Origin of the sequence: Phyllobacterium trifolii (assembly GCF_014192095.1) — a bacterium.
In the GTDB taxonomy this organism is placed as follows: domain Bacteria; phylum Pseudomonadota; class Alphaproteobacteria; order Rhizobiales; family Rhizobiaceae; genus Phyllobacterium; species Phyllobacterium trifolii.
This window is the reverse complement of sequence record NZ_JACHXN010000049.1, coordinates 1-12,140: the sequence shown is the minus strand read 5'-3', so window position 1 is coordinate 12,140 and position 12,140 is coordinate 1. Positions and strand designations below refer to the sequence as shown.

Genomic DNA, 12,140 nt, shown 5'->3' with positions numbered 1-12,140 from the left:
AAGTGCGTGGCCGGCTTGCCTCCGAGCCTCCTCGGAGAATCGGCGAAACTCTCCGATGAAGCTAAACTGTCCGGCGTGCTTGAAGTTCCCGCGGGGTAAATCGGTAGGCCCCATCTCAGCATCGGAGTTCGCAGCAAACTTAACTTCGAACGAAGCGCACCTTGTCGTTCCCATGTACGAGATATGTCTTATAGCCAGCTTTTTGTGATGCTTTGTGCCCCGCGCACATCTTCGCTGCGTCTTCCCAATATTGGGACTGCTCTGCAGACTTCGGAAGATATCCGTTGATGATGTCAGCAATCTCATCGAATGTCAGAGTAAGTTCACCTTCCGTCCTAAGTTTAAGATAGTCGGTGAGGCCCGCGTATTTAGTCATATTCGGCATCCCCTCAAGACCCGTGGATATGAGACACAATCTGGCAGGACGCAACTACCCAATTGAGATGCAGACATGGATTAACTCGGGTACCTCAAATTTGGAGGGGCTCCCTCCTTGTTCCGGGACTAAATCGCGGTTTGAATGATAAGAGTAGTGTCAATGGGCGGCCCGAGCCTGACTATACACAAATCAATCGTCGTGGTCCCCGGCCCACAGGTTTCAGCCATTAAAATATACGCTAGAGGTTGGTTAGGGATGCGATGAAGCCCAGCGAGAGACAGTCTTATCGAAGGATGGCCAAAGCGCCGGGCCTCTATTGCAAGATTATCCCGATATGCAACGGAAACCAGAGTGATCTAAGACCGAAATCCTGTCAAATAACCCTTCTGATTTAGCCCGCCGCCGTCGTTCATGAGGCAACATCCACGTTGGAACAGTAGCCTTCTCATCGCACGTTGCGGGACCTATTGGCGCGGGCGCTAGTTGTGGTGGGGGCAGAGGGTGGCACTGATCCTCTATATACTCGGCCTTATAAAACTTGACTGTAAGCCATTATGTTGGGTCGGCTCTTGGCAAAACAACGCGCGGGCATGTCCGCTTCGTGCTACGGTGAGCGATACTTGGCTCTGCCTGGCAGTTCTGCCCGCTTGGATCGCGAAAGCATCTGGCCATGTGCAGCACAATTGAAATTTGTAGTGAGACGCTCTGTAGAGCGCAGCATTTGCTTTACCTGAGAGGGAACGCACGATCCGAGGGATCTGCAATAACAACACAAGGAAGGCATACTTCTATGAACACAACCGCTCATAAATCCATGCATTTCACCGCGGTCGCGCTTTCATCGGCGGTGCTGGCCTTGATGATTACGTCCGGAACACCGACGGGCGCATCGGCAGGAGAAGTCGAAGCCAAAACTATCCTCAAGGGGATGTCCGACTATCTTGCGGCGCAAAAGGCCATCTCCTTCAAATACGACACCAATCTCGAGGTCGTCACCAAGGAGCACCAGAAACTTCTGCTGGCAAGCTCGGGCAAGATGGAAGTGGGCAGGCCAGACAAGATTCGAGCAACCCGTTCCGGCGGGTTTGCCAATGTCGAGATGACATTTGACGGCAAGATCCTGACGCTGCTCGGCAAGGATGACAATCTCTATGCCCAATTCGAAGTGCCGGGGACGATCGACCATTTGATCGACGAGCTGCGGTACACTTATAATAGGCCTGTGCCAGGTGCCGATCTCCTCCTGCAAGATGTTTACGGCGAGCTGATGCAGGATGTCATCGACGTGAAGGATCTCGGAAGTGGTGTGATCGGCGGCACCGAGTGCGATCATCTGGCATTCCGGGCGAAGGATGTCGACTGGCAGATATGGGTTGCCCAAGGCGCGGAGCCCTATCCGTGCAGGTACGTCATCACCGATCCCAAGGGCGATCGGGCCCCGCAATACAGCGTTCAAATCAGTGACTGGAAGACCGGGACTGATGTCGTTGCGGACAATTTCTCTTTCAAGGCCCCGACCAATGCCAAGAAGGTCGACGATCCGAAAAAACTCGTAAACATCGATGAAATTCCGGACCATTTTGCTGTGGGAGGCACCAAATGACCCTTTCAAGGAAACTCAAGATTGCACTGCTGACAGGGATCGTCTCGTCATTCCTGCTGGAAGCGGGAACGGAACTGCCCATTCCTGGCATCAGTTTTGTCACACTAGCAGAAGCAAGGGTCGGGCGTCCGCTCACCCCCGTGAGTGTTGCTGGTGCTGCACGGCGGACTACAAGGCGCACAGTTCGGCGCTGTGTGGCCGGAGTGTATGTCTGTTAGCATGGGCTAAATACCGTGTAGAGACAGTACAGCAGAGCCGACAGGATGTCCGCTTCGACAAACTCTATTCGAAACGGCCTGAAAATATGTTTCTCGAGCATTTAACCTGTTGATCAGAGGCTTCACCTCAAACGACCAAAGTCTTATTCTGCGGTCCCGGCTTTCACGGATTGCACTGACTACTTCTGGCGGAAGTCATCGCCCTGAGGAATATGGACCATCGGTTCTCGAACAGTTTGAGGGATTCGATTTCGTCAGGCGAGCCGAACACGCCGATTCGCACTCGATTATTAGCGCCTTCGAGCAAATCGACGAGGATGCTGCAAATCTCTGCCGCATCTCCCGGCACGATGGCATCGGTGGCTTGGACTGAAACAATTGCTTGCTGGAGAGGCTCCAGCGCGATGCGCGACCACGCTGCCAGATTTTCGCGCAGGGATGCGGAACACACGGCCTCTGCGACGACCGAGAGATAGAAGGCGGAATACTCGGGATCTGCGCCGAACAAAAAGTATCTGAGAGCTACATTGCGAAGTGCCAAGAGAGGATCCACGCTCCCGGTCGCGGCCTGGATGAGGGCACCATGAAACCGGATCAGATCGCGCTGGACAACAGCATCAAGGAGAGCCGGTTTGCTTGAATAGCGCCGATAGATCGTATGCTTCGAAACGCCAAGTTCGACGGCGATCTCTTCCAGGGAGGCCTTCGCAATGCCCTTGCGGGCGAAGGTCGACCGGGCGCAGTCGAGAAGCCGCTCGTTTATTGTGTCCGCTTGTTTCTTCGTCGGCCGGCCTCCGGCGCGTCTGATCGTTGTACTCATGGTTCCGTTGTCCGCAGTCGGCGGGTATCCCGTGCCGGTGCCATTGTCCTCAGCATCGATTCTTGATAACAGCACGGTATCGTGCCGTTTTCATAGTCGCAACAGGTTTTTTTCGCCATGCCCTCCATCATACTCTCCGGTCTTTCCTGGTCGAAACCCGACGGGGAAGAGGTGTTTAGCAATCTCGACCTGGCAATAAGCCCGGAGCGGGTGGGGCTTGTCGGTAGGAACGGTGTCGGAAAGACGACTTTGCTGAACATTATTGCGGGGCTTGCCCGGCCTTCGGCCGGGACCGTGACCGTCGACGGGCGCACGGCGCTTGTCCGGCAGTTAGTCCAGGCTGACGAGCAGGAAACCATTGCAGATCTCTTCGGTGTGACCGAAGCCATCTCGGTGCTGCGCCGCGCCGAAAGCGGTGAGGCGAGTTTAGAAGAGCTGGCCGATGCGGACTGGACGGTCGAAGAACGGATTGTCATCGCACTTGCCAGATTTGGGCTCGACGCACGGCCGGACACGCTGCTGACGCAGCTTTCCGGTGGTCAGCGAACGCGGGCGACGCTCGCGGCGGTGACATTCCGCGAATCTGATTTTCTCCTGCTGGACGAACCTACGAACAACCTGGACGGCGACGGCAGACAGGCCGTGGTCGACTTTCTGGCCAGCTGGCGCGGCGGCGCGATTATCGTCAGCCATGACCGTGAACTGTTGGAGCAGACGGACGCGATCGTCGAGCTGACCTCGCTCGGTGCGAAACGATACGGCGGGAACTGGAGCGGCTACCAGGCGATCAAGGCGGTCGAACTGGAAGCGGCGCAGCAAGACTTGGCGCATGCGCAAAAATCAGTCGGGGAGGGTGATCGCAAGGCACAGTCCTTGATCGAACGACAAGACAGGCGCGACGCGGCCGGTGCCAAAAAAGGAGCGAGGGGCGATATGCCGCGGATTTCGCTTGGCAAAAGAATGAGTAATGCGGAAGCCACCAAAGCTAGGAGTGGACAGATTGCTGAGCGCCAGCGAACGGACGCGCTCGCGCTTCTGGCTGCGGCAACGGCCCGCATTGAAGTCATGCAGCCGTTTATCGTCCACCTTCCTCCGACGGGACTGCCTTCCGGTCGTCAAGTTCTCGAGCTCGACAGGGTGACTGCAGGCTATGATCTCGATCACCCTGTCCTTTGGGATCTGTCTTTCTCGCTGGTGGGGCCGCAACGTATTGCAGTTGTGGGGCGCAATGGAGCGGGAAAGTCGACACTGTTGAAGCTGGTGACAGGAGAGTTGCCGCCTTTCAAAGGGACGGTCTCCGTAGTCGTGCCGTTCGCAATGCTGGATCAAAGCGTCGGGATCCTCGAACGCGGCGAAACGATCCTCAACAATTTTAAACGGCTCAATCCGGGGGCGACCGAGAACGCCTGCCGGGCTACATTGGCCAATTTCCGCTTCCGCGCTGATGCCGCACTTCAATACGTCGGCGCGTTGAGCGGCGGTCAGGCGCTGCGCGCCGGTCTTGCTTGCGTGCTAGGCGGGGCAAACCCGCCGTCGCTGCTTGTCCTCGATGAGCCGACCAATCATTTGGATATCGAATCTATCGAAGCAGTGGAAGCGGGCCTGCGTGCTTATGACGGTGCGCTTCTCGTCGTAAGCCACGACAAAACCTTCCTTGCCAACATCAACATCAACCAGCGCCTCGAACTGAACCTGTCCGTGCAGGGTTAACCATCAAGTGGGGCGTCCCTCGTAGGACGAAAGGAGCGCGCTCGTCAGGGGATCAAGAGCAGCTTACCGGTGGTGACGCGGCTTTCCATGTCTGCATGAGCATGCTGGGCGCTGGCAAGCGCGTAAGTACCTCCAATGTTTATCTTTAGAGATCCGTCTTCGATCCAGCCAAAAAGCCGATGCACGCGGGCGCGAAAGAGTTCGGGCGTGTGGATGTGGTCGAAAAAGGTCGCATAGCCGATCTTGATGCTTTTAGGCAGGTTCATGATGTCCAGTGGACCGGGCCCACCGAGCACCGGTCCGTACCAGCAGAATGTACCGGAGCGGCGGAGCGAATCGAGTGAGCCCTGGAAGGTTTTGGGGCCCGAACCGTCATAGACAACATTAACGCCTTCCCCCCCGGTCAGGTGGAGGACGTCCTCTGCGAACTGTCCCTCGGTATCGACGATAAGGTGATCAGCACCAGCTTCCTTTGCTGCCGCGATCTTGTCTTCCGACGAGACCCGTCCGATCACGCGTCCGCCCCTCAACTTTATGATCTGGGTTAGCAGAAGGCCGACCCCACCGGCAGCAGCATGAACGAGGGCGATGTCCCCCGGCCTCACAGGATAGAAGTCGGTGGCGAAGTGACTAGCGGTCAGACCCTGCATCATGACTGCTGCGGCCGTATGATCGTCGACGGCGTCGGGAATTCTAACAAGTGAATCTGCCAAAATTGAATGGCGCTCGGCATAGCTTCCGGGTGCGTAGACCCAGGCAACCCGATCTCCGACTGCAAAACCGTCGACCCCATAACCAACGGATAACACGCGCCCCGCGCCTTCAACGCCGAGAATTTTTGGATTCGCCATCTCAGTCCACGCCATGCCTTGGCGCACACCAATGTCCATGAAGTTCACACCGGCGGCGGCGACTTCGACGACGGCATGTCCCGGCATCACCACCGGCTCTGGGCGATCGACGAATTCCATCACGTCGATGCCTCCGACTTTTTTCATAACCACTGCTTTCATAACCTCTCCTTTTCTTGACTGATTGTTCCAAAAATGGCCAAAATTTTTACCTACTCAATCGCGCGAAGCGCCAGGCGTCCGAGGGATTTCAACTGCTTTTGGCTTGCGCCGCTGCGTGCGGCGATGCGGATGCCCGCGACGCTAGCAAAAAGGAAATCTGCCATCTCGTCGGAGGACAAAGTTCCGCTTATATCGCCTGCGGCTTGAGCCTCTTCCAAGCGCTGGCACGTGGCGTGCATCAGACGTCGGTCCGCGGTTTGATAGACGTATGTGAGTTCGGGCCGGCTCTGACCAAATTCGCAAATCGAACTGATGCCGAGGCAGGCTTGCTCCGCTGTTTCTACCACGCGCTCCATCATCGCCCGGATACTATCCACCGCGCGCGGTTCCTTGCGCAGCATTACGAGGTGTGCATTGGTTTCTTCTGTCGAGTAGCGCTCCACGGCGAGGCAGTAAAGCTTCCACTTGTCGCCGAAGGTGTCGTATAGGCTCTGCCTCCCGATCTTCATGGCGCGCACAAGCATGTCCGTGGATGTGCCGTCGAAGCCATGCTCGCGAAACACGCCGACTGCCGCGTCCAGCGCCAGTTCTTTATCGAATTCCTTAGTCCGTGCCATACTCTTATCTAGGAATAATGGAACGATCTGTCAAGAATGACGCTTTGAAGTAAACTAGACCGGCATGGAAACGCCGCATGGCCCATCATCAGACAAGTAGAAGGGCAGCATCACAATGCTGCCTTCTGTGACGGTTCGTGCCGGAAGGCCAGCTATTTGCCCACTGCTGCGCTCTCAATCAGCCGCGCAACTGGTTCTGGATTTGAGACCATCACCACATGCGAAGCACCTTTGACGACGACGGTCTGGTGCGAATGCGCCCGCTCTGCCATGAATGCCAGCGACTGCGGCGGTATATTCTTGTCTTTGTCGCCGTAGATGAACCACGAGGAAATATGTTTCCAGGCTGGATCGCCCGATGCCTCATTTAGGGCGGATTCTGTAACCGGTCGTTGTGTTGCGGCCATTAGTTTGGCATCGGCCTGGGGTACATCTGCCGCAAACTGATCGTGGAACTTGTCCTGCTGAATGTACAGGTCAGTGCCACCGCCGGAGAGCTTCACGGGCGGAGCGAGCGTCGGACCGAGCGTGCTCCCGGGGAATTTTCCCGTCAGTCCAACGGCGGTTTCACCCGCTTCCGGTGCAAACGCGCTGACATAGACCAGTGCCTTCACATTGTTATGGCCATTTGCCGCCGAGCTGACGACACTGCCGCCATAGGAGTGGCCGACCAGAACGACCGCGGATTTTATACTGGACACGATGTTGCCGATGTACTCCGCATCGCTAGCGACACCGCGCAGGGGATTAGCGGCTGCCACTATCGGATAGCCGTCTTTCTCAAGTATTTTGATGACGCCGTTCCAGCTCGACGTATCGGCGAATGCCCCATGCACGAGGACGATCGTGGGCTTGACAGGCTGCTGAGCATGCGCCTGCAAACCGCTCAACAGGATGCCTGCCATAGCGAGTGCCGCCAATAACTTGTTCATTTGAATTTTCCTTTTTGACATGTACAGGGCCGCCCAAGTTTACTTACGCTCAAGTCGGTGGTGAATCAGACTTGGGCCCGCGGATAGTCGGTGGATACACTAAGGGCCCGCCGGTGTTCCAGTTCTTCCAGCTATGCCCGATCAGTCGATGGCTGCCAGTGCATCGCTTCCGAGCGGCAGCCGCAACGTCGGCTTATCCATTGCGGCGACCTCAAGTATGACCTGGGCGGCGCGTAATGGATCGCCCGGCTGCCGCCCGTTCAATTCACGCTGCATGCTCGCCGCTCGACCGACGACTGCTTCGTATTCGGGGCGGCCTTCACTCAGTTCGGTCGAAGAGAATTGGATGATATGGCCGGCGTGCCGTTTTCTCATTGAAGGAATAGCCGCTTTGGTAACGATGATCGTTCGGAATAAGTTGGTTTTCTCCTAAGGTAAAGCCCGGCATGACTAGGGAGCAAACCGCGTAAAGACGAAGTCGTGATCTCTTACGAGGCCTCATGGCAGGCGAAGCACGTTTCATGCTGGGCTGCGTCGACAGGTTTGCCGTTCACAAACCGGCCAAATCCCCAGCCGCCGGTTGACGGGTACTTTTTTGAGTCCTTGACCATGATCTGGACAGTCGTCGCAGCGCCGGGAATGGAGGCTGATTCGAATTCAGGCGACTGAACGTGCTTCCAGGCGAGCTTCGTCAGGATGGTCCCGTCGGGGAATGGAAGTTTCCCGTCGCGATACGCATTCACCGCAATCGCGTTCCCGAGGACCGCCCGAAGCTCATTGAGAGGTTCGCCTTCCTGGGCTGGCGCGATGAGTTCCCATTGCCGATAACCTTCGGGAATGGTGACGCCGTAGATCGGAGAGGCTATTCGCTCATCCGCATCACCGTCTGCCGCGGCCGCAACCGCCGCGATTCCTGACCCCACTGCGACGGCAAGAAACGCCAAATGACCAGCTTTCATGGGCTGACTCCTCAAAACCGTCGACGTCGATGATAGCCTCGGCGAAAGGGCCCGGCGCTTCTTGAGGCAGATTGTGGCCGATGCCGCCCCTTCTGCGCATTTGGCTTTTCCCGCCAAGCGCTTCCCATAGTGTTACATGGAGCGATGGAGGCTACGGACTACGGGCAGGATATTGCGGGGTGCCAGTCAGAGAAGGCACGAGGATTCTTGTGTAGCATATCGGTTTGCCCGCCCCCTTGTGACAATGGCCTTGCCCACTGCCTTGTCGTGCATCGGGGACGACAGGGGCCGCCGCCGTAGATGCATAATCCATGACGGCTTTTATATTCTAAGTACATTCGCGCCAATCTTGGGGTCCAATTTGCGCTCAAGTTTTTGCGGGTGCGCGGTAATGGTGATCTCAAGTGATCCAGTTCCGACCTCTAAAGCCAGAAGATGGCCGCCAACGGACGCGAACCCATCATCGCAAGCGACCCCGTGCGCATGAACTGAAGGTTTGCCATCTTTCCAAGCCAGCGTTCCGGTAATGCTGGCCATTTCGACGTTCTCGAACGATCCTGGATCGTATTGTTTCTTGACGAAATCGAAGAAGCCAAAAGTGATAATCTTTGCGAAACCGAAGGCCGAGAAGCTCGCCGAGGGGATCTGTTCGCTATCCATCAACGCCTCAAGTTGGACAAACATGTTGTCCCCTTGAAGCAATACCATGAGATAGCCTGTCGGAGTCTTTGTGTACCTAACCGTCCCGGTGTCGCTGGCCACGATAGCCTCCTATGCGATTGTTGGGGTAATCCCGCCCTCGACACGAAGCGCTGCTCCATTGGTCGCCGCTGACAGCGGACTCGCCACATATGCCACCAGATCGGCGATCTCTTCGGGTTCGATCATGCGTTGCAGCAATGACGTGGAGCGTTCGTTGCGAAAGAATTCTGCTTCCATCTCCTCGGGCGGCAAAGACGGGTCGCTGGCTACACTCTTCAAGAAGTCGACGATGCCTTCTGATCGGGTAGGGCCGGGAAGGACCGAGTTCACCGTCACACCCGTCCCCTTCGTCAACACCGCCAAACCGCGCGATATGGCAAGCTGCGCCGTTTTCGTCATGCCGTAATGGATCATATCCGGGGGAACAACGAGACCGGATTCGCTGGCGATGAAGATGATCCGCCCCCAATTTCGTTCCAGCATCCGTGGAAAATATTGACGAGCGAGACGTGCGCCACTCAGCACGTTTACCTCGAAGAATTTTAGCCAATCAGCGTCAGTGATCTCGGTGAAAGGCTTGGATTCATAGATGCCGAGATTATTGACGAGGATATCAACGGTCGGGACTTCACGGTGCAAAACGGCAGCCCCTTCGGCAGTCGCAGCATCTGCGAGCACGGCGCGGATGCCTGACGCGACGTTGGAAGACGTCGCGGAGGTAACGAGCTTTGCTGCTTCGTTCAGCTTGGCCTGCGATCGGCCGACGATGACGACATTTGCCCCTTCTGCAGCTAGCCGCTTGGCGATTGCAAGCCCGATCCCTGCAGTGGATCCAGTTACAAGGGCCGTCTTGCCGATCAATTTCAGGTCCATAGGGCTTCTCCTACGTTTGGGATTTCGCATATGTGGTTTGTCGACCGAGGTTTGAATGGATGGCTTTACCCACAGTGAATCGCAAGCGACAACAACGATAAGGCGAGGGGGGTGGCCATCACACATTTCAGAATGCCCAACCTGACGGCTGAGTCAACGCGAATGGTTTCTCCCCCACCCAGCACCAGAAGTTATCCTCTATCGAAGCTCCGGGCTGAAGCGTAGTGTTATCAGGAGCTAATTCCGACTTGCCACCGCCTACATACCAGCCAGACGAGCGCCTTCCTTGATTGCAGCGAGAGCCGGAGGATTTGTGACAGGATAGGTTTGGATGAAGTTCTCGACGGTGAACCTTGGAAACTTGACGGCAATCAGGTTGGCAATCGTCTGCGCTTGGGTCATCTCTCCAAGCGAAGCGTGACACAGGGCACGGAACATCAGAGTGACGGGATTGTCGGGTGGGCTTTTGCGCAGAGATGACAAACTCTCGGTGTATCGGCCGGCGACGAACGTGGTGCGGGCGTGGTGTGCGTAAAACGCTCCCGGGGCCTGCGGATTGATGCGAAGCGCGCGTTCGGCAAGAGCACAGCCTTCGTCCGGACTTCCGCACACGAGAGTTCTGCTGGAGCCAAGCGTGGACAGCACATCGGCGTTATTGGGTGCCAGGGTCAGCACCAGGTCGTATTCCTCTGCGGCTCCCCTGAGATCGCCGTCGATGCCGCAGAGATCGCCCTTGTAGAGATGCGTCATTGGATCGCTAGGGTCGAGCGCAACGGCTGTTTCGATGCATTTTCGCCATCGCTTGACTGAAGCTGCTGAATCTGGCGTGAACGCGTGGCAGGCATCGACCGCATGTGCTAGTCCCAGCATCATCCACGCCCGGGCGAAGCTGGGGGCAAGTTCCACGGCCCGCGATAACATGCGTATGGCTTCCGCCCGCGTACGGGTCGTGAATCTGTCGTGCAGTTCGACCCCGAGTAGATAGCAGTCATAGGCACTCAGGCTCGAAGGCAGCTTCCGCCGGGCCGCCTCGCGTCCGATAGTGGCGAGCTTTCCGAAATCACCTGCCAAGGCGTTAATAACGCTCTGCGTGACTCTGTCCTGCATGACAAAAAAATCATCGGTCGCCTCCTCAAACCGAGCGGACCAGAGGCTGGCTCCGGTCCGGGCGTCGACCAGTTGCACCGCAACGCGGACACGCTGACCGATCGCCTGGAGGGTTCCTTCCAGCATGTAGTTGGCGTTCAGCTCCCGTCCGACCGAGCGCGTGTCACTCAGTCCCCGGTAGGCCTGCATGGTCTGGCGCGAAAGGACCGCAAGATCAGGATACCGCGCTAGATCGCCAATCATGTCGGCCGACAGGCCGTCTGCAAGTCGTGTCCAGCCGTCGTCACTGCTCAGATTTTCAAATGGCAGAACCGCAATGACCAGCGACTTTCTGTCATCCTCAGCAATCAGACGTGGTCCGGCGGACTTGCTCTCAGGTCCGGGATCGATCAAGACGCGGTAGACTTCAACCGGCTCGGCGATACTCTTCATTTTTTGGTTGCCGAGGGAGGTGAAGCCGACCGGCAACTTTCCTCTGACCTGGTCGCAAGCAGGAGCAGAAATGGCAATTCCGCCCGGTTCCGCCAGCCCTTGCAGTCGATCGGCAATGTTCACCACATCACCGTGAATATCCTCACCCTCAACGAGAATGTCGCCGAGGTTGATGCCGATCCGGAAATCAAGCCGTTGTTCTGGCGGAACGAATTTGTTGACTTGCGCCTTCTGTTGTTGGATTTCGATGGCGCAGCGTAGGGCGCCGACCATACTGCGGAACTCGACCAGTATCCCATCGCCCATTGTTTTGACCAGCCGACCATGGTGCGCGGCGATCCTCGGCTCGAAAATTTCCTTCAGGTCTGTTTGGAAGCGGGCGCGCGTACCTTCCTCGTCGATCCGGCTCAAACGGCCATAGCCGACGACATCTGCGATTAGGATGGCTGCAAGGCGACGCTCCATGCCGGGAACCTTTTGTTGCCCGCTTTTGCAGCCTACAGCAGGTCGCAGATAGAGGCCACGGACTTTTATGTCGAGCGGCCTGGACCATGAGGCTATGAGGAGCCGTCACGAATAGACAAGTGGACCGGTGCAATGGGTCGAAACAGTCATGTGCGCGGCTATGCGCCGGCTACTGCCTATGGCGCAAAGCTGCGATTAACGAATGTCCGCAAGTGGCCGATACTGTTGAAAAACTCATTGTTGCAGGCGCTTGGGACGCATGATTCAATCCTCTGAGTGATTTGGCAGGGGATCAGGCGATGATGGGATT

At 56.8% G+C, this 12,140-nt stretch carries 12 protein-coding genes and 1 pseudogene; 3 read left to right on the top strand and 10 right to left on the bottom strand.

Translation table 11 applies throughout. The annotated features are described in order from the left end of the window. Positions 1–139 precede the first annotated feature (139 nt). Entirely contained in the window at positions 140–376 is a 237-nt protein-coding gene (locus FHS21_RS30110; RefSeq protein WP_183665816.1) for a DUF7662 domain-containing protein, read from the bottom strand. 793 nt (positions 377–1,169) lie between these two features. On the opposite strand from FHS21_RS30110, the gene FHS21_RS30105 reads away from it, so the two are divergent. Then, the gene (locus FHS21_RS30105) at positions 1,170–1,982 is read left to right on the top strand and encodes a DUF2092 domain-containing protein (protein ID WP_183665814.1); all 813 of its coding nucleotides are present in this window, start codon (positions 1,170–1,172) and stop codon (positions 1,980–1,982) included. Beyond that, complete coding sequence (locus FHS21_RS30100; RefSeq protein ID WP_112532647.1) at positions 1,979–2,200, top strand: hypothetical protein; 222 nt, start codon at positions 1,979–1,981, stop codon at positions 2,198–2,200. The genes FHS21_RS30105 and FHS21_RS30100 overlap by 4 nt, the downstream gene beginning before the upstream one ends. Positions 2,201–2,363: 163 nt before the next feature. Here the strand turns inward: FHS21_RS30100 and FHS21_RS30095 are convergent, their stop codons facing one another. Beyond that, a complete protein-coding gene (locus FHS21_RS30095; protein WP_183665811.1) occupies positions 2,364–3,020 on the bottom strand; it encodes a TetR/AcrR family transcriptional regulator in 657 nt (218 codons plus the stop codon). Between the two features lie 117 nt (positions 3,021–3,137). On the opposite strand from FHS21_RS30095, the gene FHS21_RS30090 reads away from it, so the two are divergent. After that, on the top strand, positions 3,138–4,730 hold the full coding sequence (locus FHS21_RS30090; RefSeq protein WP_183665809.1) for an ABC-F family ATP-binding cassette domain-containing protein: 1,593 nt from the start codon (positions 3,138–3,140) through the stop codon (positions 4,728–4,730). Between the two features lie 44 nt (positions 4,731–4,774). On the opposite strand, the gene FHS21_RS30085 is transcribed toward FHS21_RS30090, so the two are convergent. The 8 genes and pseudogenes from FHS21_RS30085 to FHS21_RS30050 all read right to left on the bottom strand — a co-directional run bounded on the left by FHS21_RS30085 (position 4,775) and on the right by FHS21_RS30050 (position 11,830). Next, the gene (locus FHS21_RS30085) at positions 4,775–5,743 is read right to left on the bottom strand and encodes a quinone oxidoreductase family protein (protein WP_183665807.1); all 969 of its coding nucleotides are present in this window, start codon (positions 5,741–5,743) and stop codon (positions 4,775–4,777) included. A 50-nt stretch (positions 5,744–5,793) separates the two neighbouring features. After that, positions 5,794–6,360 (bottom strand): TetR/AcrR family transcriptional regulator, encoded by a 567-nt coding sequence (locus FHS21_RS30080; protein WP_183665805.1) that lies wholly within the window; start codon positions 6,358–6,360, stop codon positions 5,794–5,796. Positions 6,361–6,512: 152 nt separating this feature from the next. Next, positions 6,513–7,292: an alpha/beta fold hydrolase gene (locus tag FHS21_RS30075; RefSeq protein ID WP_183665803.1), complete on the bottom strand. Its 780-nt coding sequence runs from the start codon at positions 7,290–7,292 to the stop codon at positions 6,513–6,515. 141 nt (positions 7,293–7,433) lie between these two features. Further along, positions 7,434–7,667, bottom strand: coding sequence for a hypothetical protein (locus FHS21_RS30070; protein ID WP_112532652.1), 234 nt, complete (start codon positions 7,665–7,667; stop codon positions 7,434–7,436). Between the two features lie 75 nt (positions 7,668–7,742). After that, positions 7,743–8,251 (bottom strand): annotated as a pseudogene (locus FHS21_RS30065) (cytochrome P460 family protein). A 321-nt stretch (positions 8,252–8,572) separates the two neighbouring features. After that, complete coding sequence (locus tag FHS21_RS30060) at positions 8,573–9,013, bottom strand: PPC domain-containing DNA-binding protein (RefSeq protein WP_312879963.1); 441 nt, start codon at positions 9,011–9,013, stop codon at positions 8,573–8,575. 9 nt (positions 9,014–9,022) lie between these two features. Next, positions 9,023–9,820 carry an SDR family NAD(P)-dependent oxidoreductase gene (locus FHS21_RS30055; RefSeq protein WP_446686535.1) on the bottom strand — a complete coding sequence of 266 codons (798 nt, stop codon included), beginning with the start codon at positions 9,818–9,820 and terminating at the stop codon, positions 9,023–9,025. A gap of 264 nt (positions 9,821–10,084) precedes the next feature. Beyond that, entirely contained in the window at positions 10,085–11,830 is a 1,746-nt protein-coding gene (locus FHS21_RS30050; RefSeq protein ID WP_183665801.1) for an adenylate/guanylate cyclase domain-containing protein, read from the bottom strand. Positions 11,831–12,140: the final 310 nt, after the last annotated feature.

Coding starts and splice junctions, on each gene's coding strand:
- FHS21_RS30110 (WP_183665816.1), bottom strand. CDS start 376: ATGACTAAATACGCGGGCCTCACCGACTATCTTAAACTTAGGACGGAA.
- FHS21_RS30105 (WP_183665814.1), top strand. CDS start 1,170: ATGAACACAACCGCTCATAAATCCATGCATTTCACCGCGGTCGCGCTT.
- FHS21_RS30100 (WP_112532647.1), top strand. CDS start 1,979: ATGACCCTTTCAAGGAAACTCAAGATTGCACTGCTGACAGGGATCGTC.
- FHS21_RS30095 (WP_183665811.1), bottom strand. CDS start 3,020: ATGAGTACAACGATCAGACGCGCCGGAGGCCGGCCGACGAAGAAACAA.
- FHS21_RS30090 (WP_183665809.1), top strand. CDS start 3,138: ATGCCCTCCATCATACTCTCCGGTCTTTCCTGGTCGAAACCCGACGGG.
- FHS21_RS30085 (WP_183665807.1), bottom strand. CDS start 5,743: ATGAAAGCAGTGGTTATGAAAAAAGTCGGAGGCATCGACGTGATGGAA.
- FHS21_RS30080 (WP_183665805.1), bottom strand. CDS start 6,360: ATGGCACGGACTAAGGAATTCGATAAAGAACTGGCGCTGGACGCGGCA.
- FHS21_RS30075 (WP_183665803.1), bottom strand. CDS start 7,292: ATGAACAAGTTATTGGCGGCACTCGCTATGGCAGGCATCCTGTTGAGC.
- FHS21_RS30070 (WP_112532652.1), bottom strand. CDS start 7,667: ATGAGAAAACGGCACGCCGGCCATATCATCCAATTCTCTTCGACCGAA.
- FHS21_RS30050 (WP_183665801.1), bottom strand. CDS start 11,830: ATGGAGCGTCGCCTTGCAGCCATCCTAATCGCAGATGTCGTCGGCTAT.